Below are 20,500 nucleotides of genomic sequence, written 5' to 3' on the forward strand. Positions count from 1 at the left end.
TCCGTTCCTCTTCGCCGACCGCACTCAATCCTCCACGATCCACAGATCCTTGCAGCCCCCGCCCTGGCTGGAATTGACCACCAGGCTGCCGCGGCGCAACGCCACCCGGCACAGCCCTCCCGGAACGACGTGCTGCTCGTCCCGGCCCTGCAGCACGAACGGACGCAGGTCGACGTGGCGCGGCTCGATGGCGCCGTCGATGAAGCACGGCGCGCGCGACAGGGCGAGCACCGGTTGCGCGATGAAGTTGGCGGGATCGGCGCGCAGCCGCTCGGCGTAGCGGGCGCGCTCGTCCGCGCTCGCATGGGGGCCCACCAGCATGCCGTAGCCTCCGGCTCCGCCCACTTCCTTGACCACCAGCTCTTCCAGGTGCTCCAGGGTGTAGGCCAGGCTCGACGGCTCGCGGCACAGATGGGTCTCGATGTTGGCGAGGATGGGTTCCTCGCCCAGGAAATAGCGGATGATCTCCGGGACGTACGCGTACAGGCTCTTGTCGTCGGCCACTCCGGTGCCGGGCGCGTTGGCCACCACGACGTTGCCGGCGCGATACGCGTGGAAGAGCCCCGCCGCTCCCAGGACCGAGTCGGAGCGGAAGTGCACCGGATCGAGAAAGTCGTCATCTATCCTCCGGTACAGCACGTCCACGCGGCGCAGGCCCGAGGTGGTGCGGGCATAGAGCCCGCTGTCGCGCAGGAGCAGGTCCTGCCCCTCGACGAGATCGATGCCCATCTCGCCGGCGAGAAAGGCATGTTCATAGTACGCGGCGTTGTGCATGCCGGGGGTCAGGATCGCGACATTGGGAGTGTCTTGAGAGGGTCGCAGCGACGCCAGGGTGGCGTAGAGCAGCTCGGCGTAGTCCGAGACCTCGCGCACCCGGTTCGCGCGGTAGAGCCGCGGGAAGGCCTCCTTGATGGCGTTCCGGCAGGCAAGCATGTACGACACCCCGGAGGGCACCCGCAGGTTGTCCTCGAGCACGGCGAAACCGTCGTGGGTGCGCACCACGTCGGTGCCGCAGACGGCGACGTAGACGTCGTGCGGTACCTTGACGCCGCGCATCTCCATGCGGTACTGCGGACAGCCCAGCACCAGGTCGATGGGAACGATCCTGTCCCTGAGGCACCGTCCCTCGTGGTAGACGTCCTTGAGAAAGAGGTTGAGGGCCGCCAGCCGCTGTTTGAGCCCGCGCTCGAGGTGGTCCCACTCCGCCGCCGTCAACACCCGCGGGACACAATCGATGGGAATGATCTGTTCGGTGGCCTTGTCGGCATCGAGCACCGTGAACGTGATGCCTTCGTGGAGGAAGTGCCGGTAGACGCCGTCCTGGAGCTTGACTAAATCCTCTGGCCCCAGTTCCGCCAACGCCGCGTGCAGTCTGCGGGACGCGGCGCGCGGATTGCCGCGAGGCTCGAACATTTCATCGTAAAAAAGCGTATCCAGGTCGTAGCCTGAAAAAACTCCGCCTCCCGCTGCTCGAAGCTGCGACACACCGCCTCCGGACGGATTCCTGGAAAACGTGGTGGAGCCGACCGGGATCGAACCGGCGACCTCTTGAATGCCATTCAAGCGCTCTCCCAGCTGAGCTACGGCCCCACGCCCGGGAACTGAGGCGGTCACGGACCCGTCAGGGTCCTCGACCACCGGCTGGATAGGAAAGCATAGCCGAAACGCGGGCCGGGAGGCAAGAGGGTGGGGGGCGGGTCCCGGTGGGGCGCATCAGGAGCGGCCGGGCCGGCCGACCTTCAGCATCTCGGCGGCGTGCCGTTCCGCCTGGGCGGTCACCTCGACCCCCGCCAGCATCCGCGCCAGCTCGCCCACGCGCTCCGCCTCCTCGAGCTTCCGCACCGTGGTGAACGTGCGGCCCTCGTCAACGGTCTTCTCCACCACGTAGTGCGAGTGCGCCAGTGCGGCGATGGGGGCGAGGTGGGTCACGCAGATCACCTGGTGGGACCGCGCCACCGCGGCGAGCTTGCGGCCCACCATCTCGGCCACGCCGCCGCCGATGCCGGCGTCCACCTCGTCGAACAGCAGGGTGGGGATCTCGCTCCCGGTCAACACGACGGACTTGAGCGCCAGCATGAGGCGCGACAGTTCGCCGCCCGAGGCGGTCCGGGCCAGCGGTCGGACCGCGTGGCCGGGGTTCGGCGAGAAGAAGAACTCGGGGTCGTCGACCCCGTCCGGTCCGATGCGCCTGCCCCCCATGACGAACGGCGGCTGGTCGGGGGTGTCGCCGCGCGCGTGGAAACGCACCTCGAACGTCGTGTTGGGCAGTCCGATCTGGCCGGCTTCCTGCTCCATGCGGCGCTGGAGCGTCCTGGCCGCGCGCTTGCGCAGCCGCGACAGTTCCTCCGCCGTCGCCCACGCCGAGTCCCGCGCGACCTCGAACTCCCGCGTCAGCGCGGCCAGATTCTCCGTGCCGCGGTCGATGACCGCGAGCTCCTCCTTCGCCCGTTCGGCCAGCGCCAGGATCTCTTCCACCGGCGCGCGGTACTTTCGCCGCAGCCGGCTGATCTCGGCCAGGCGGTCCTCGATCCGTTCCAGCTCGCGCGGGTCGAATTGCAGCCGGTCCGCGTACTGGCGTATCAGCGCCGCGGCCTCGTCGAGCTGCGCCGCCGATCCCTCCAGCAGCGTCACCGCCTCGGACAACGCGCCGTCGATCTCCGCCATGTCACGGAGGCGCGGGATGAACCGTCCCAGCGCTCCCACCACCGCGTTGTCATCCTCGTAGAGGAGGCTCTCGCCCTCCTTGCAGGTCTGGTAGAGCTTCTCGGAATGGACGATCAGCCGGCGCCTGTCCAGCAGCGTTTCTTCCTCGCCGGCTTCGAGCCTCGCGTCTTCGATCTCTTCCGCCTGGGCGCGCAGGAAGGCTTCTTCCCGAGCCGCGTCCTCGAGCTTCTCCCGGAGGTCGCACACCCGCTGCCAGGCGTCCGCGAACGCCGTGAAGCGCTCCTTCATGGCGGCTGCCTTGGGCTCGAGGCCGCCGTGGGCATCGAGCAGGGCGAGGTGGGTTTCGGTGCGCAGCAGCGTGTGCTGCTCGTGTTGCCCGTAGATGTGGATGAGGCCGGCGCCGATTTCGGCCAGGAGCGTGCGCGCGGTCAGGGCGCCGTTGAGATAGATGCGGCCGCGGCCCCCGCGGGTTACCACTCTCTTCAGCACCAACTCGTCGTCGTCCCCGCAGCCGGCCGCCTCGAGGGCGCCGCGCGTGGGCGCCGGCATGTCCGCGAACAGGGCCTCCACGGTGGCGTCGGTCTCACCCTCGCGGATCAGGTCGGACGACGCCCGGCCTCCCAGGATGAGGTTCAAGGCGGCGAGGACCATGGTCTTGCCGGCGCCAGTCTCGCCCGTAAGCACGTTCAGCCCGGGCTCGAGCTCCAACTCGGCCTGGTCGATGACGGCGATGTTGCGGATGCGGAGCTGCTGCAGCATGGAAGCGACACCCGGCGCGACGCGTCACACGTCGCACTAACGCTCTCCCCACTTGAGCTTGTTGCGGAGCACGTCGAAATACGACCGCGTCGGCATCCGCACCAGCGACACGGGCGACTTGTGCCGGCGCACCTCCACGCGGTCGCCGTTGTTGAGGAGTATGCCCTCCTGGCCGTCGGGGATCAGGATGACGGTGTCTCCGGAGGACCTCAGGGTCGACCGGATGCGGGCGTCGCTGGCGATGACGATGGGCCGGTTGGTGGTGAGCGTGTGCGGACAGATGGGACAGAGAATGATGGCGCTCATGGCGGGATGAAGGATCGGGCCGCCGGCCGCCAGCGAATACGCCGTCGATCCCGTGGGCGTGGAGATGATGAGGCCGTCGGCCCGGTACGTGCACAGGTAATCGCTGCCGACGTAGGTTTCCAGGTCGATGATCTTGGAGCGGGCGCCCTTGGTGATGACCGCGTCGTTGAGGATGCGCAGGTGCCGTACGCCATCCTTGCCCGCGATGCTGACCTGCAAGGTCATGCGTTTTTCGATGGTGTAGTTCTCGGCGATGGTGCTGGTGAGCACCTCTTCGAGCTCGTCCAACGCGATCTCGGTGATGAACCCGAGGCCCCCGAGGTTCACTCCGACGACGGGCACCTCCGGCCGTTCCACCAGGCGGGCGATGCTCAGGAGCGTGCCGTCCCCGCCCAGGACGACAATCAGGTCGGCACGTTCGGCCATCTCCTCCTTGCGCGCGACGCGCCCGCCCGCGGTGCCGAACTCGGCCTCCACCAGCACCTCCATCCCGCGGCCCTCCAGCCACGGAATGGTCCCGCGCATGATCTTCTCGGCCTTCTCCTCTCCGTACTTCGCGACGATTCCGACGACTTTGATCATGGTCCTGCGGCAGAAGTACCACAGGGTAGTCAAGGATGCCATCTTGTGTTTGAACGTGGTGAACGCCGGCGGAGCCGGCCTTTGGACTTCATGCGGGGTCGCGCGCGGCGTTCGGAGACACGCGGGTCGGCCGCGAAGGAGGCGATGGTGGACATACGGGAACTGCTGGACGTGATGGCGGCGCGCCGCAGCGTGCGCGTGTACAGGAGCGGGCGGATCACCGACGAACAGTTGCGGCTCGTGTTCGAGGCGGCCCGGCTCGCGCCGTCCGGGGCCAACAGCCAGCCATGGGAGTTCATCGTGACCCGGGACCGGGCGAAGATGCGCAAGGTGCGCGCGATCTACTCCGCCGAATGGAAGCAGCGCAAGCTCGAGGATCCGGTGAACTACAAGGGTCTCAAGAAGGACTACGTGGGCGACGTGAGCGCCCTGGTCCTGGTGTGCGGCGACGCCCGCACCCGGCGGGTCTACCTCACCACGCGCCAGCCCTCGGACCGTGAGAAGCTCTTCCAGGCCAACGTGGCCAACGCGGTGGAGCACATGATGCTGGCCGCGGCGAGCATGGGCTTCGGTACGGTGTGGGTCTCGGTGCGCAAGGAAGTGGAACCGGAGCTGCGCGCGCTGTTCGAGGTGCCGCGTCCGCTGCGCCTGCTATGGGTGATGCCCGTGGGGCGCCCGCGCGCCTGGCCCAAGCCCAAGCCGCGCCGCAAGCTCGACGACTTCGTCCACTGGGAAACCTACGACCGGAGCAAGCTGCGCCCCGAGTCCCGGATCACGTCCTGGCCCAAGTCGTAGAACGTCGTCCCGAAACGCCATTCCCGCCCTTCACCCTTCCCGCAGCGCGTTGTAGACCTTCTCCGCCGTGATGGGCAGGTCCAGGATGCGCACCCCCACCGCGTTCTCCACCGCGTTGGCGATGGCCGGCGCCGTGGGCACGATGCTCATCTCCCCAATGGCCTTGGCGTTGTAGGGACCGGGGCCGGTCTGGTCCTCCACCAGCACGGTCTCCAGCGGCGGCAGGTCCTTCACACAGGGCACGCAGTAGTCGCCCAGGTTGAGGGTGGTGACCCGCGGCCCGTCCTTGACCATCTCCTCCATCACCGCGTAGCCCAGGCCCTGCACGAAGCCGCCGTCGATCTGGCCCTGGTGGCCCAAGGGGTTGATGACGGTGCCGACGTCGTGGGCGGTCACCACCTTCTTCACGTCCACGGTGCCGGTCTCCCGGTCCACCGCCACCTCCGCCACCTGCACGAAGAAGGCCGGCACCGGCGAGCGCTCGGGACGGTAGGACTTGCGCACCGACAGCGCCTGCTCCTCGGCGATGAGCTTTCCGGCCACGTCCGCGAATGCCAGGGACGCGCCGCCGGCGCTGAAGCTGCCGTCCGCCAGGGCCACCGCGTCGGGCCGGCAGCCCAGGGCCTGGGCGGCGGCCTCGGTCATCCGGTCGCGCAGCTCCTCCACCGCTTCCACCAGGCCGCGCCCCACCATGGCGGTGATCTTGCTGCCGCCCGGCTCGGCGTCGGTGTCGAAGGTGTCGGTGTCGCCGCGCGCCACCTGCACGCGGTCCGCCGGCAGGGTGAGCATCTCGGCGGTGATCTGGCGCAGCAGGGTGTGCGTGCCGGTGCCGATGTCGGGGATGGCGGTGAGCACGGTGACGCCGCCGCCGGCGTCGCAGGTGATCTCCAGGTTTACCGTGCCGCTGCCGCCGGTGTGGCGGAAGGAGAGGGCCATGCCCCGGCCTGTGTCCGGGCCGGCGGGCGCGTCGTTCCATCCCGCCGCCTCGAGCGCGGCCTCGATGGTCTCGCGGCAGCGGATCTTCTGCATGCCGCGCTTGTTGGGCAACTCGTCGCCGTCCTGCATCAGGTTTCTGAGCCGCAGCGCCACCGGGTCCATGTCCAGCTCCCGCGCCAGCATGTCCAGCAGCGACTCGATGGCGAACACCGTCTGCGGCTGCCCCGGCGACTTCATGTAACCGCCGGGCACCCCGTTGGTGTAGACGTTGCGGGTGCGGATGGCGTAGTGGGCGATGCGGTAGGCGTTGACGATGAAGGTGCCGTCGATCTCCGAGGGCTTGAAGCCGGAGTAGGCGCCGCTGTCGAAGTAGATGTCGCTGTCCAGGGCCGTCAGGGTGCCGTCGCGTTTGGCGCCGAGCTTGACGCGCATCACCGAAGGGTGGCGCGGGTCGCCGGCCATGAGTTCCTCGGTGTAGTTCATCACCATCTTCACCGGGCGCCCCGCGGCCTTGGAGAGGTAGTAACAGACCGGCACGTCCATCTGGGAGCCCTTGCCGCCGAAGTCGCCGCCGAGGGCGACGCCGTGGACGTGGATGTTCGCCTCTTCCAGCTCCAGTTGCGCGGCCAGCATCTGCTTGAGCCGGAACGGCGCCTTGCACGACGCCCACACGTCGATGCGGTCCGGGTCCCCGGCCGACACCACGGTGGCGTGGGGCTCCAGGTACACCTGGTGCACCCCGGGCGTGCGGAAGGTGTGCTCGACCACCACCTCGGCCTGCGCCATCCCTTGCGCCACGTCGCCGGCGCTGTGTTCCTTGAGGGACAGCGCGTTGGGCCGGTCCTCCGGCCGGCCGGGCACGCCGGCGTAGCCCGCGAGCCCCTCGTGGATCACCGGCGCACCGTCCGCAAGGGCTTCCTCGATGCCGGCCACCGCGGGCAGCTCCTCGTATTCCACCTCGATGAGCGCCAGCGCCTCTTCGGCCGCGTCCGCCGTCTCCGCGGCCACCGCGGCGATCTTGTCGCCGATGAAGCGCACCTTGTCACGCGCCAGCACCGGCAGGTCCTGAAGGCTCACGCCCACGCGGAAATCGGGCACGTCGGCGCCGGTCAGCACCGCGCGCACCCCGGGCACTTGCCGCGCCCGCGACGCGTCCACCCGCACCAGCCGGGCGTGCGCCATGGTGCTGCGCAAACACTTGCCCCACAGCGCCTCCGGCGCGTCCACGTCCGCCGTGTACACCATCCGCCCGGAAACCTTGTCCGGCCCCTCCACGCGTCCTACCGGTTGCCCTACGACCTTGAGATCCATGGTTGCTCCTGTTGTTGCCTTGGTTGAAGCCCCTGCGAACTTCTCCGGCCATCCGTCGCGGGACAGATCCGGTGCGGCATCCGGGTCAAAATCGCGGGTAGCAGAGTCCTCTTTCCCGTTCATTGGGCCCTTCCTGTCTGTGCCGCCTTGGTATTGTCCGCGGAGTTTGACACCATCGGTTCAGGTTGCACAACCCCGCTCGATTCAATATGCTGCATCCGCCGACAGCGTGTCGCGGCAGGGTCTTGCGCGGCGCGCCATCCCCAGGCGCAACCACGAAGGAGGACTTGTCCATGGAATATGATCTGCTGATTCGCGGCGGGCGCGTGGCCGACGGTTCCGGGCTGCCGTCCCATACGGCGGACGTGGGCGTGAAGGACGGCAAGATCGCCGGGGTGGGCCGCCTCAGCGGCTCGGCGAACCGGACCATCGACGCGGCCGGGCTGGTGGTGTCTCCGGGCTTCATCGACCACCACACGCACATGGACGCGCAGATCCTCTGGGATCCCTACGGCACCTCCGAGCCGCAGCACGGCATCACCTCCATCGTCATGGGCAACTGCGGCCTGGCGCTGGCGCCGGTGAGCGACGGCGGCGAGGACGCGCTGGTGAAGAGCTTCGTGCGCGTGGAGGCGATCCCGCGCTTCGCCCTGGAGAAGGGCGTGACCTGGGGCTGGCACAGCTACGGCGAGTACCTGGACTCCCTGGAAGGCCGGCTCGGCATCAACGCCGGCGGTTTGGTGGGACACATCGCGGTGCGCCAGAACGTCATGGGCGAGGAATCGGTGGAACGCACGGCCACGGCCGGCGAGGTGCAGACCATGAAGGGCCTCGTGCGGGGGGCCATGGAGGCGGGCGCGCTCGGGTTTTCCACCAACCGCAACGAGCGGCACATGCGCGAGGACGGCAAGCCCGTGGCGAGCCGGCTGGCGGACAACGACGAGCTGTACGCCCTGTGCGACGTGCTCGGCGAGATGAACAGCGGCATCATCGAGACCATCCTCGGCCGCAACAAGCTGGAGCACTTCGACATCTACCACGACCTGGCGAGCCGGACGCAGCGTCCGATCATCTGGCAGAGCGTGCACCACCGCTGGGCGGAGCCCACGCTGTGGCAGGAGCAGTTGGACGCGGTGTCGCGCATCTTCCGCGACGGCTACCGCGCCTACGGCCTCAGCCAGACGGTGCCGCTGGTGCGCCACTTCAACCTGCGGAACGCCCAACTCTTCGACGAGTTCCCCACCTGGAAGAACATCATGTTCCTGCCCGTGGAGGCGCGCCTGCAGGCCTTCGCCGACCCGGCCACGCGCGCCAAGCTGCGCGAGGACCTGGCCACCAAGCGCTTGACCAACTTCCACCGGCGCTGGGACATCGTGCAGGTGGAGAAGGTCGCCAAGGAAGAGAACAAGCGCTACGAGGGCAAGAGCGTGGCGGAGGTGGCGGCCATGCGCAACCAGGACCCGGTGGACGCGTTCCTCGACCTGTCGCTGGACGAGGATCTGCTCACCACCTTCCAGAACGCCAACACGGGCGGCGATCCCCAGGCCATGGGCGAGATCCTGCGCAGTCCCTACGTGCTGGTGGGCACCTCGGACGCCGGCGCCCACGTGATGTACGGCGCGGACTTCGGCTACGGCACCACGCTGCTGGGGCTGTGGGTGCGCGAGCGCGGCATCATGACGCTGGAAGAGGCGGTGCACAAGCTCACCTTCCACGTGGCTTCGGTTTACGGTCTGGAAGGCCGGGGGCTGATCCGGCCGGGCTACGCCGCGGACCTCACCCTGTTCGATCCCGAGACCGTGCGCGCCTACGAGCCCGAGTGGGCCGAGGACTACCCGGCCGGCACCAAGCGGCTGATCCAGCGTTCCGACGGCATCCACTACACCATCGTCAACGGCGGCGTGATCTACGAGGACGGCCGCCTGAGCGGCGACCTGCCCGGCCAGGTACTGCGGGGCGGCGGTTACGCGCCCAGCCGCGCGGCGGCCGCGTAGGGCCGTCCCGTCATGTCATTCCCGCGCAAGCTTGCCCTCGACCCCGATCGGGGGCGGGAATCCAGGGGTGGGGAGGTGGGGAAACGCCGCTGGAGCGCCCCACCACCGCCCCTGGATTCCCGCTTTCGCGGGAATGACGGAGGGTGGGCGGGAGTGACGGTTCGGATGGTGCTTCATGGAAGCTGAGTCGGTTCGGAGGAAAGCGTGGGAGTGACCTACATACCGGTGGCGCGCGCGGATGAGCTGGAGCCGGGGCAGCGCAAGGCGGTGGAGTTGAACGGGCGCGCGCTCGTGGTGACGCGCCTGGAGAACGATTACTTCGCGTTCTCGCGCTACTGTCCGCACGAGAGCGCGGACCTGATGAACGGCCCCATCCTGGCGGGCAAGGTCCGCTGCGACAACCACGGCTATTGTTTCGACCTCAACTCGGGGGAGTGCGTGCTGCCCAAGGGAGCGGACCCGCTGACGGTGCTGCCGGTGGAGGAGCGCGGCGAGGACCTCTGCATCCGCATCGAGTGGTAGTCGCGCGCCGGCCCGCGCCGGAGCCGGGCGAGACGCTGGCACCGTCCTGCAACCTAGCCCTCCGCCACGACATGAACCGATTCGATGCGATCCTGCTGATCGCTTTCGGCGGCCCCGAGAACCCCGACGAAATCCGTCCGTTCCTCGAGCGCGTGACCGAGGGGCGGGGCATCCCGCGGGCGCGCCTCGACGAGGTGGCGCACCACTACGAACTGATCGGCGGGCGCTCGCCGTTGAACGAGCTCACACGCAGGCAGGCGCAAGGGTTGCGTGAACGGCTCCAGAGGGACGGCCGCGCGACGCCCGTCCACGTGGGCATGCGCAACTGGCGCCCGTACCTGAACGAGACCCTGGAGGCGCTCGCGGCCGACGGCTGCCGGCGCGTGCGCGGCATCGTCCTTTCCGCCTTCCAGACCGAGGCCTCTTGGGAACGCTACATGGACAGCGTGGAGGCCGCGCTCGCGGCCTTGGGGGAACGGGCTCCCAAGGTCGAGTACGCCGAACCCTGGGCCGGCCATCCCCTGTTCATCCGCGCCGTGGCCGACCGCGTCGCCGCCACCCTGGAAGGTCTCCCGCCGGCGTCCCGTGGCGCCCCGTTGGTGTTTACCGCCCACAGCGTTCCTCGTTCCATGGCCGACGCTTCGCCCTACGCGGAGCAGTTCGCCGGCGCCGCGCGGCGGGTGGCCGAGGCCGTGGGCGGCACGCGCTGGCATCTGGCGTACCAGAGCCGCAGCGGGAGCCCCAGGGACCCGTGGCTGGAGCCCGACGTGTGCGACGTGATCGAGGAACTCGCCCGGGCCGGCGAGAAGGCGGTGGTCGTGGTGCCCATCGGTTTCGTCTGCGACCACGTCGAGGTGCTGTACGACCTCGACGTGGAGGCCCGCCGGAAAACCCTCGACCTGAGAATGGCGTACCATCGGGCGCCCGCCGTGAACGACCACCCGCTCTTCATCGACATGCTCGCGGCAGTGGCGGAGAGTTCCTGAGCACCCCGCTCCCGTATTGACCGTGCCCGTTCCTGCCTATAGGATGGCACTGCGGACGGCGCGGGTGCCCCGCTCATGCCCGGCCGCGGGGAGGGGATCATGTTCCGCCGATTCCTGAGAGTGCTTGCGGCAGCGGCCGTTGCGGCGCTGACCCTCGTTTCCGCGGTTTCCGCGGACGATTCCAGGACGATTCGCGTGGCCTTCGCCGGCTTCGGCGCCAGCACGGTGGTCACCTGGATCGCCAGGGACAACGGCCTGTTCGGCAAGTACGGCCTCGACATCGATCCCGTGTACATCGACGGCGCCGCCGCGGGCGGCGTGCAGAGCCTTTTGGGGGTGGACATCTTCGTGGCCTCCGAGGACGTGATGCCCACGCTGGAGGCCATCAGCGGCGGTGCCGACCTGGTGTTCGTCGGCGGCCACGCGAGTCCCGAGAACTACCGTTTCGGCGTGGCGTCGTACGTCGACGACCTGGCTCAGCTCAAGGGCAAGAAGGTCGGTGTCTCGAACCTGGGGCGCAAGTCCGATCTGATCGCGCGCATTCTCCTGAGACGCGCGGGACTGAATCCGGTGGACGACGTGGAGATGGTGCCCATCGGCTTCTCTCCCCAGAGGGCCGCCGCCCTTTACCGCAACGTCGTCCAGGGCGCGCCGCTGGTGCCCAACGTGGCGGCGCAGGTCCGACAATGGGGCGTCAAGGTGCTCGACCTCGGCCAGGTGCACCTGACCACCGACCTGCTGGTGACCAGCCGTTCCTTCAGCGAGGGCCGTCCGCACGAGCTGCGGCGTTTTCTCATGGCCTATCTCAACGGCATCCAGCACTTCCTGGCTGAACGCGCCGACACCATGCGCCTCATCGACAAGTACGTGACCATGACCCGGGGCGCGACCCTCCCGGCCACGTACAACGCGCTGGCGCAGCGCCTGGAACCGCTGCCCGTCCCGCGCATGGAGGGGGTGCAGGCCCTGATCGACGCGGTGGCGGTGACGGACGCGCGCGCGCGCCGGCTCGACCCGCAACGCTTCCTGGAGCTGGACGCGCTGAAGCGGCTCGACAAGGGCGGCTTCGTCAAGGGACTCTACGCGGAGAAGATCAAGCTCTAGGCGACTGCCCGGCAAAATTGCAATCACCGGCCGTATCCCCTAGAATGAAGGCACTCTGGGCTTTGGGCCGCTTCCAAGCCCGGCCGGATTCGCCTTCAAGCGCATGTATACGCTCAAGCTGGCCCTGATCCTCTGTTTAAGCCTTCTGGAGAGCATTCCCATCATTGTCCTCGGACTCGCCGACCCCTACGGCAGGCGCGTCTATCCGTTCTTCCGTTTCTGGTCCTGGTGCATTCTCAAGACCGGCGGCGTGGCCGTCCGGGTGCGCCGGACCGGGGACCTGGACCCGGCCCGGGCGTACGTCTTCATGGCCAACCACCAGAGCAACATCGACATCCCGGTGCTGGTGCAGGCGCTGGCGCCGATCCAGTTGCGCTGGATGGCGAAGCGCGAGTTGCTGCGTGTTCCGTTCTTCGGCTGGGCGCTGTGGGCGTCCAAGCACGTCCTGGTCAAGCGCAGCCGCTCGAAGGACATGGTGGCGGCCATGGACAGCGCCCGCGACAAGCTCGGCCGGGGAATTTCCGTGGTGGTGTTCCCCGAGGGCACGCGCAGCATGGACGGCCGGCTGTTGCCCTTCAAGCGCGGCGGCTTCCGCCTGGCCGAGAAGGCCGGCGTGCCCATCGTCCCCATCGCCGTGAGCGGGTCGGGCCTCCTGATGCCGCGGGGCGATTGGCGCCTCCGCTCCGGCGAGGTGGAGGTCCACATCGGCGAGGTCATCGCCGCCGAGGCCGAGGGCGACCGTTCACGCGGACAGATGGAACGCGTTCGCGAGGCCATCGCCGCGTGTCTGGCGCCGCGGCACGAACCCGACCCGGCCGAAGGCCGCCGGACCCGGCAGGCGCAATAGATGGACCCCTTGAGAGTCATACCCCTGGGAGGCCTGGGCGAGTTCGGCAGCAACATGCTGGCGCTCGAATGGGGCGACGACGTCATCGTGGTGGACTGCGGCGTCATGTTCCCGAGTCCCGAGCAACTGGGCATCGACCTCGTCATTCCCGACATCAGCTACCTCGTGGAACAGGGAAAGGTCCCCCGGGCGATCATCCTCACCCACGCCCACGAGGACCACATCGGCGCGTTGCCCTATGTCCTCCAGCACTGCCCGGTGCCGGTTTTCGGCACGCGCCTGACCCTGGGCTTCGTGCGCCACAAGCTGCGCGAGCACCGGCTCGAGGAGGCCACCGAGCTGGTGGAGATGGTTCCGGGCGAACGCTTCTCCGTGGGGCCCTTTGCGATCGAGGGGATTCCGGTCACCCACAGCCTGGTGGACTGCGTCGCCCTGGCCATCGAGACGCCGGTGGGCATCGTCGTCCACAGCGGCGATTTCAAGATCGACAACACTCCGGTGGCAGGGGAGAACTTCGACTTCCACCGCTTCGCGGCCTATGGCGACCGCGGCGTCCTGCTGCTGCTTTCGGACTCCACCAACGTGGAGAACCGGGGCACGACGCCCTCGGAGCGCAGCGTCGGGCAGGGGCTTCGGGGCATCTTCGCCTCCAGTCCGGGCCGTGTCTTCATCTCCACCTTCGCCTCCCACATCCCGCGCATCCAGCAGGTGGCGGAGGTGGCGGCGGATTTCGGGCGCAAGCTGGTGCTCAGCGGAAGGAGCATCATCAACAACACCGGCATCGCTTCGGACCTGGGCTACCTGCGCCTTCCTCATGACGTGATGACGGACGGCCAGAGCTGGCAGGACGTGGCCGGCGACCGGCTCTGTTTCCTCACCACCGGCAGCCAGGGGGAGCCCCTTTCCGTGCTCCACCGGGTCGCCTTCGACGAGCACCGCACCATCCGCCTGCGGCCGGGCGACACGGTGGTGTTGTCGGCGCGGTTCATCCCGGGAAACGAGAAGATCATCAGCAACCTCATCAACCACCTCTACAAGCGCGGCGCCCAAGTCCACTACGAGCGCACGTCGGAAATCCACGTTTCGGGGCACGCGAGCCAGGAAGAGCTGAAGACCATGCTCCAGCTCACCCGGCCGCGCTACTTCGTGCCGCTACACGGGGAGTACCGCCAGCTCTCCAAGCACGTGGAGTTGGCCCGCGCCGTGGGCATCCCCGCCGGCAACTGCTTCCTGCTGGAGAACGGCGACGTGCTGGAGCTGGACGGGGAGGATGCCTGGCGCGTGGAGCCGGTGTCCACCGGCAAGGTCTTCGTGGACGGCAAGGGCGTCGGCGACGTGGAGGACATCGTCATCCGCGACCGCCGGCACCTGAGCGAGGACGGGCTCGTGCTGGTGGCCATGGCGGTGCACCCGCGCACCGGCGAGGTGACCGCGGGGCCGGACCTCCTGGCGCGCGGCTTCATGCGTTCGGAGGAAGAAGACGACGTCCTCGGCACGGCGAAGGATGCGCTGTGGGCCTATCTCGACGGCTGCGGCGCCGAGACGCGCACGGACTCGGTGGAGTTGAAGGAAGGCATCCGCCGGTCGCTGCGGCGGTTCTTCGAGAAACGGCTGCACCGCCGCCCGGTGATCGTGCCCTATATCATGGAGATGTAGGCGAATGGAGATGTAGGCGAGTCGCTCATGGAGAACGGCACTCGAATCAATCGTGAACTGTGGGGCGTGGTGGCGCTGGTGGGCGCCTGCTTCGCGGTCCTGAGCCTGGCTTCCTACAGCCCCCTGGACCGTTCCTTCAACGTCCCGTCGGGCTCGCAGGATACCCTCAACCTCGGCGGCATGGTGGGCGCCTACACGGCCGATGCGCTGCTGCAGGGGCTGGGTCTCACCGCCTACCTGGTGCCGCTGCTGCTGGTTTGGCTGGCCCTGCGCCTGTTCCGCCGCGAGCCGCGCAGGCTGCGGCTCCTCCAGCTCTTCGGCAGCGGCGTGCTCCTGTGGGGCCTTGCGATCCTGATCAGCCTCGTGCACGAGGCGGAGCTGGCGCGGGACGGCGGCGGCGCCCTGGGGGGCTTCTCGCGGGCGTTGCTCACGGAGATGTTCGGCTATGCCGGGACCTGCGTGATCACGGCGTTCCTGCTCTTGCTGGCGGGCATGCTGCTGTCCCAGACGTCCATGCTCAACTGGTGGGGTGGTCTTGCCGGAGCTCCCGGCCGGCTCCGCTCTTCGATGGACGCGGCCGCGGCGTCCGCGCGCCGGCTGACGCCGGGACGGGAAGCCCGCGCCAACGTCAAGAAGGAGCACAAGGATTTCGAGCCCCCGCCGATCATCCTCGACGAGGTCATCAGGCAGGAGGCGCCGGAGGAGCCCAGGGCGCGGAGCAAGAAGGCCAAGGTGAAGGCCAGGGCCAAGGCGAAGCGCATGCCGGAGCCGGATCAGTTCGTCTTCCCGGAACTCGGTAACGGCTACACCCTGCCGCCCATGGCGTTCCTCGATTCGCCCCCCCGGGAAAAGACCGGCGTCGACAAGGCCTCGCTGGAAGCCAATTGTCTGGTGCTGCAGCGGAAGCTTCAGGACTTCGGCATCGAGGGCGAGGTGCTGGCGGCGCGGCCCGGACCGGTCATCACGGTGTACGAGTTCCGCCCCGCTCCCGGCGTCATGGTGCGCCGCATCGTGGGCGTGGCCGACGACCTCGCCATGGCCCTGAGCGCGGTGAGCATCCGCATCCTGGCGCCGATCCCGGGCGAGTCCGTGGTCGGCATCGAGGTGCCCAACACCCGGCGGGAGAAGGTCTTTCTGCGGGAGATCCTGGAAGACCCGGTCTACGCCGACTCGGGCGCGAGCCTGCCGCTGGCCCTGGGCAAGGACGTCGCCGGCGCGCCTTTCGCCACCGACCTCTCGCGCATGCCGCACCTGCTGGTGGCGGGCGCCACCGGCACGGGCAAGTCCGTGTCGCTCAACTCGATGATCCTGAGCATCCTCTACCGCGCCACGCCGGACGACGTGCGCTTCATCATGATCGATCCCAAGATGCTCGAGCTGACGCCGTACGAGGGTCTGCCGCACCTCCTGACGCCGGTGGTGACCGATCCCAAGGAGGCGCGCGCCGCCCTGTTCTGGGCGGTGCAGGAGATGGACCGGCGCTATCGCCTGATGCGCGACAAGGGCGCGCGCAACATCGACAACTACAACCGCATCCTGGAGAAGGAGCCGCCGCCCGCCCCGCCGTCCGCGGACCCCTCCGAGGCGGAGCTGGGCGGACGCCTGGACGGGAGCGAGGAACTGGAGCACGCGCGCCTGCCGCGGGTGGTGATCCTCATCGATGAGTTGGCGGACCTGATGATGTCCGTGGGACGGGACATCGAGGAGCACATCACGCGCCTGGCCCAGAAGGCCCGGGCCGCGGGGATCCACATGGTGCTGGCCACCCAGCGGCCGTCGGTGGACGTGATCACCGGGCTCATCAAGGCCAACTTTCCCGCCAGGGTGTCCTTTCAGGTGACCTCGCGCATCGACTCGCGCACGATCCTGGACGGCCAAGGAGCGGAGCAGCTCCTGGGTGACGGCGACCTGCTCTTCCTGCCGCCCGGCACGGCGCGGCTGATCCGGCTCCACGGCCCCTACGTGTCCAACCGGGAAATCGGCAAGGTCACCGATTTCATCAAGCAGCAGGGGAGGCCGGAGTACCGGCCGGACATCCTCGAGGCGGCCGCGGAAGGAGGCGGGGATTTCGACGGCCTGGACGATGATTACGACGAGATGTACGACCAAGCCGTCATGGTGGTTACCGAGACCCGGCAGGCGTCCATCTCCATGGTCCAGCGGCGCCTCAGGGTGGGCTACAACCGCGCCGCGCGCATGATCGAGAAGATGGAGCGGGAGGGGGTCGTGGGGCCAGCGGAGGGGGCCAAGCCGCGCGAGGTTCTGGCGCCGAAGATCGAGGAATGACGAGACAGACCATGGAAGCCCGACATGCGTAGACACCGCGACCTTGACGGCGGCCGCCTGTTGCGGTTCCGGAGCACCTGCCGGCCGGCTTTGGCGGTAGTGCTCGGATGCGTGGCGGTCCTGACGGCGTTGGCACCGCAAGCCGGCGCACGCAACGCGGCGGAGGTGGTGCGGGAAGTGCAGCGGCGCTACGACTCCACGCGGGACTACAGCGCCGAGTTCCACCAGACCACCGAGTACCGCACGCTCAACCGGAGCATCTCGGGCAGGGGCAGCTTCTACTTCAGCCGGCCCGGGAAAATGCTCTGGCGCTACGAAGAGCCGGCGGGGCAGTTCGTGCTTTCCGACGGACGCTATCTCTACTTCTACCAACCCGCCGAACGCCAGGTCATCAAGACCGCCGTGCGCGGGGCATTTCGATCGGACCTGCCGTTGTCGTTCCTGCTGGGTATCGGCAAGCTGGAACGGGATTTTCGCGCGGAGTTGCTGGAAGGCAGCGCCGACGGCCACCGGCTCAGGCTGATCCCCAGACGGGCCAACACCGGGCTCCGCGAGATCATCCTCACGGCCGACGCCGAGCGCTACGACATCCGCCAGGTGCGCATCGAGGACGGGGGCGGCAACCTGTGGACCTTCGGCTTCGAGAACATCCGGCGCGGGGTCGTCCTGGACCCCTCGGTGTTCCGGCTGAAAGTGCCGCAAGGTGTTGATATCGTTGAATTCGGCTCCTGACCCGTCAGAGGCGCCTTATTCGGTTGACTCCGTCTTCAAATAGTGGTCAATTGGGTTTCTTCCCAGGAGATACCACCATGAGAAAAGACGTATTGAAGAAGTTCCGGGAGACCCTGCTCGGCATGAAGAGCCAGCTCCTGGATGACCTTCCCGACCGGCTCAAGCAAGAGGTCGAAAGCACCAAGGACGAAGGGCGCGACACTTACGATCTGGCCAGCGACGAGCGGGATCGCGAGATCAACATGATCCTCAACGACCGCGAGCGCACCAAGCTGATGGCCATCGAAGACGCGTTGGCCCGGCTGGGCGAGGGCTCCTATGGCGAGTGCGAGGAATGCGGCGAGGACATAGGGGTGGGCCGGCTCAAGGTGATGCCGTTCACGCGGCTGTGCGTGCGCTGCCAGGAAGAGCTGGAACGGGAATCCCGGATGATGAAGAACTTTGACGAGGACCGTACGTTCCGCCGTCTCACCACGAACGATACGGAGGAAGAGAGCTACTAGGCCATGAAGTATTTCTTTTCCAGGGAAGACGCGGAAGTCGTGCGCATCGAGGGGGAAGCGCCGCGCACGCTTTACCCCTGTGTCGAGCCGCGCACGACCGGGACGCGCCACTTCTCCATGGGCCTCCAGCAAGTCGATCCGCACAGCGAGATTCCACTACACTCCCACGACGACTTCGAAGAGATACTGTTCGTGTTCGGCGGTCGGGCGACGGCCACCGTGGGAAACGAGACCGCGGAGATCGTCCCGGGCTCGGTCGTGTTCATTCCGCCCCGCACCAACCACGGGTTCGTCAACGACCATGACGAACCGCTGTGGATCACGTGGACCTTCTCGCCCCAGGGCTTTGAAGGCTATATCCGCGGCGTGGCCCAGGGCACTGTGCAGCTCAAGACCGTATAGGCGCGCGCGTCATTCCCCGTAGGGCGGCAGCAGGCCCAGCGGAGCCCCGGCCCGCCGGAAGTCGCGGTTCACTTTTGGAAGCATCCGCCACTTATCGAAAGCCCCGGCTCATTTATACGTCATTCCCGCCCCCTCCACCCGTCATTCCCGCGGACGCGGGAAACCAGGGGTGGAGAGGGGCAAGGCTTGCTCGCTCCCAAGCCCCGCAAGGAGGCCCCATGCTCCAGGACAGGATCGGTTTCATCGGCGCCGGCAAGATGGGCAGCGCCATCATCAAGGGAATCCTGCGCGCCGGGCTGGTGGACCGGGACCGGCTGGCCGCGAGCGATCCCATCGAGGCGTTGGGGAAGGCTTTGGTCGACGAAACCGGCGTCCGGTTCGTGCAGGACAACGTCGAGTTGGCGCGGTCGTCGGACATCGTGGTTCTGGCGGTCAAGCCCCAGGTCATCGACGCGGTGTTGCAGGAACTCGCCGGCACGCCGCTGGACGGCAAGCTGGTGGTGTCCATCGCGGCCGGAGTGCCGTTGGCGCGCATCGAGGGGCTGCTGCCCGAAGGGACGCGCGCCGTCCGGGTCATGCCCAACACGCCCTGCCTCGTGGGCGCGGCCGCCTCGGCCTACGCCGGAGGCCGCTGGGCGAAGGATGAAGACCTCGACCGGGTCGGACAGATCCTCTCGAGCGTCGGCCTCGCGGTCACCGTGGAGGAGCATCATCTCGATGCCGTCACCGCCTTGAGCGGCAGCGGGCCTGCCTACGTCTTCCTGTTCATCGAGGCGCTCACCGCGGGCGGGGTGCAGATGGGACTCGGCCGGGACGTCGCCCTGAAGCTGGCGCTGCAAACCGTCTACGGCTCCGCCGTCATGGCAAGGGAGTCCAAGGAGCACCTCGCCGAGTTGCGCGACGCCGTCACGTCGCCGGCCGGGACCACCGCCGCGGGCCTTTTCGCCCTGGAGCAGGGCGCGTTCCGCGCCACCGTCATGGAGGCCGTGCTGCAGGCCGCGGAACGCTCGGAAGCCCTGGGGAGAGGCGAGCACTAGCTCGACGCAGGACACGAGTGTCCCGGCCCCGCCGCTTCGAGGACATGGACCGCCATCTGTTGAACGGACCGCGAGTGTACCGCCTGGCGCTTGTGCTGGCGTGGCTCTTGGCCGCGGCGGCCCTCGCGCACGCGCAGGCCGGCCCGGCGCCGGACCTGGAAAAGCAGGCGCACGAGAAGCTCGTCGAGGCGCGCGGGAATGCCCGCGCCGAACGCTACGCGGAAGCTCTGAGCCAGCTCGGCGAGGCGGCGTCGCTGGCCGAACAGGCGGGGAGCACGCTGATCCTGGCCCTGGCGCTCCACAACGCGGCGGAGGTGCGCCTGCTCAAGGGCGAGCCGCTGGACGCCTTGAGGGACTACTACCGCGTCCTGGGCGTCTATACCGAGCTGGGCCACCCATCCGGCGTCAAGCTGGCGCAAGATCGCATCGACATCCTGTTGCGGCTCTTCACGAAACCGCGGACCCCGCCCACGCCCGTGGCCGAGGTTCCGGCATCGCCCGGCTCCGCGCCGCCGACCGGGCCCGGGACCGGCGCGGCGCCGGTAGAGCCCCCGCGGACGGAAGAGACGGACCGGCTGGCGCTCATCGACCAGGCCGTGGAGCGGGTCCGGCGGCGGCAACGCGGCGGGGATACGCCTGAAATTCCACCGGTCGAGGGCGTCCGCGTGACCCGCACCGAGCCGAGCGAAGAGCCCGACGACCCGCGCAAGTGGGCCTATGTCGAGTCGCTGCGGCGGAAGATCGGCGGCAACGCGCGCTACCCCGAATACGCCAGGCGGACGCGCCAGCAGGGGGTGGTGGACGTGGTCTTTGCCGTGCGTGAGAACGGCGAGGTCGAAGGCGTCAAGCTGTCCGGTTCGTCCGGCTTCATCGTGCTGGACGTGGAGGCGTTGCGCAACGTTCGCGAATCCGCGCCCTTCGGTCCCGTACCCGTCGGCGTCGCCGAGAGCCCCATGACCGTGCGCCTGACGTTGAACTACGAGCTGCCGGACACGTCCGCGGTCGCGCCGTGATCCAACGCCGGTCTTCCCGCGCAACCGTTCATCCCGGCAGGTGAGTTTCCGAACGTCGGTCGTGT

17 protein-coding genes and 1 tRNA gene are annotated in these 20,500 nt (G+C 68.3%); 13 read left to right on the forward strand and 5 right to left on the reverse strand.

Annotation, left to right across the window (positions count from 1 at the left end; translation table 11 throughout):
• Positions 1-24: 24 nt before the first annotated feature.
• The 4 genes from OXU42_12090 to OXU42_12105 form a co-directional block, all read right to left on the reverse strand.
• A complete protein-coding gene (locus OXU42_12090; GenBank protein ID MDE0030129.1) occupies positions 25-1,413 on the reverse strand; it encodes a circularly permuted type 2 ATP-grasp protein in 1,389 nt (462 codons plus the stop codon).
• Between the two features lie 101 nt (positions 1,414-1,514).
• Positions 1,515-1,590, reverse strand: a tRNA-Ala gene (locus tag OXU42_12095).
• 123 nt (positions 1,591-1,713) lie between these two features.
• Positions 1,714-3,423: a DNA repair protein RecN gene (recN, locus tag OXU42_12100; protein ID MDE0030130.1), complete on the reverse strand. Its 1,710-nt coding sequence runs from the start codon at positions 3,421-3,423 to the stop codon at positions 1,714-1,716.
• Between the two features lie 36 nt (positions 3,424-3,459).
• Positions 3,460-4,311: an NAD(+)/NADH kinase gene (locus tag OXU42_12105; protein MDE0030131.1), complete on the reverse strand. Its 852-nt coding sequence runs from the start codon at positions 4,309-4,311 to the stop codon at positions 3,460-3,462.
• Positions 4,312-4,455: 144 nt separating this feature from the next.
• Here OXU42_12105 and OXU42_12110 point away from each other — a divergent pair, with 144 nt between their 5' ends.
• Positions 4,456-5,106, forward strand: coding sequence for a nitroreductase family protein (locus OXU42_12110; GenBank protein ID MDE0030132.1), 651 nt, complete (start codon positions 4,456-4,458; stop codon positions 5,104-5,106).
• A 30-nt stretch (positions 5,107-5,136) separates the two neighbouring features.
• On the opposite strand, the gene OXU42_12115 is transcribed toward OXU42_12110, so the two are convergent.
• On the reverse strand, positions 5,137-7,353 hold the full coding sequence (locus OXU42_12115) for a xanthine dehydrogenase family protein molybdopterin-binding subunit (protein MDE0030133.1): 2,217 nt from the start codon (positions 7,351-7,353) through the stop codon (positions 5,137-5,139).
• A 293-nt stretch (positions 7,354-7,646) separates the two neighbouring features.
• Between OXU42_12115 and OXU42_12120 the strand changes: the two genes are divergently transcribed.
• The 12 genes from OXU42_12120 to OXU42_12175 all read left to right on the forward strand — a co-directional run bounded on the left by OXU42_12120 (position 7,647) and on the right by OXU42_12175 (position 20,435).
• The gene (locus OXU42_12120) at positions 7,647-9,347 is read left to right on the forward strand and encodes an amidohydrolase family protein (GenBank protein ID MDE0030134.1); all 1,701 of its coding nucleotides are present in this window, start codon (positions 7,647-7,649) and stop codon (positions 9,345-9,347) included.
• Between the two features lie 204 nt (positions 9,348-9,551).
• The gene (locus tag OXU42_12125) at positions 9,552-9,869 is read left to right on the forward strand and encodes a Rieske (2Fe-2S) protein (GenBank protein ID MDE0030135.1); all 318 of its coding nucleotides are present in this window, start codon (positions 9,552-9,554) and stop codon (positions 9,867-9,869) included.
• 71 nt (positions 9,870-9,940) lie between these two features.
• Entirely contained in the window at positions 9,941-10,855 is a 915-nt protein-coding gene (hemH, locus tag OXU42_12130) for a ferrochelatase (protein MDE0030136.1), read from the forward strand.
• Between the two features lie 99 nt (positions 10,856-10,954).
• Entirely contained in the window at positions 10,955-11,959 is a 1,005-nt protein-coding gene (locus tag OXU42_12135; GenBank protein MDE0030137.1) for an ABC transporter substrate-binding protein, read from the forward strand.
• A gap of 103 nt (positions 11,960-12,062) precedes the next feature.
• On the forward strand, positions 12,063-12,806 hold the full coding sequence (locus OXU42_12140; protein MDE0030138.1) for a lysophospholipid acyltransferase family protein: 744 nt from the start codon (positions 12,063-12,065) through the stop codon (positions 12,804-12,806).
• On the forward strand, positions 12,807-14,462 hold the full coding sequence (locus OXU42_12145) for a ribonuclease J (protein MDE0030139.1): 1,656 nt from the start codon (positions 12,807-12,809) through the stop codon (positions 14,460-14,462).
• 27 nt (positions 14,463-14,489) lie between these two features.
• On the forward strand, positions 14,490-16,748 hold the full coding sequence (locus OXU42_12150) for a DNA translocase FtsK 4TM domain-containing protein (GenBank protein MDE0030140.1): 2,259 nt from the start codon (positions 14,490-14,492) through the stop codon (positions 16,746-16,748).
• Positions 16,749-16,772: 24 nt separating this feature from the next.
• Positions 16,773-17,480: an outer membrane lipoprotein carrier protein LolA gene (locus OXU42_12155; GenBank protein MDE0030141.1), complete on the forward strand. Its 708-nt coding sequence runs from the start codon at positions 16,773-16,775 to the stop codon at positions 17,478-17,480.
• A 77-nt stretch (positions 17,481-17,557) separates the two neighbouring features.
• Complete coding sequence (locus OXU42_12160; protein MDE0030142.1) at positions 17,558-17,983, forward strand: TraR/DksA family transcriptional regulator; 426 nt, start codon at positions 17,558-17,560, stop codon at positions 17,981-17,983.
• Positions 17,984-17,986: 3 nt separating this feature from the next.
• Positions 17,987-18,385, forward strand: coding sequence for a cupin domain-containing protein (locus OXU42_12165; GenBank protein ID MDE0030143.1), 399 nt, complete (start codon positions 17,987-17,989; stop codon positions 18,383-18,385).
• A 218-nt stretch (positions 18,386-18,603) separates the two neighbouring features.
• Complete coding sequence (gene proC, locus OXU42_12170; protein MDE0030144.1) at positions 18,604-19,422, forward strand: pyrroline-5-carboxylate reductase; 819 nt, start codon at positions 18,604-18,606, stop codon at positions 19,420-19,422.
• A gap of 44 nt (positions 19,423-19,466) precedes the next feature.
• Positions 19,467-20,435: a TonB family protein gene (locus OXU42_12175; protein MDE0030145.1), complete on the forward strand. Its 969-nt coding sequence runs from the start codon at positions 19,467-19,469 to the stop codon at positions 20,433-20,435.
• Positions 20,436-20,500 lie beyond the last annotated feature (65 nt).

The sequence above is a fragment of the Deltaproteobacteria bacterium genome (assembly GCA_028818775.1).
Taxonomy (GTDB): Bacteria; Desulfobacterota; Binatia; order UBA9968; family JAJDTQ01; genus JAJDTQ01.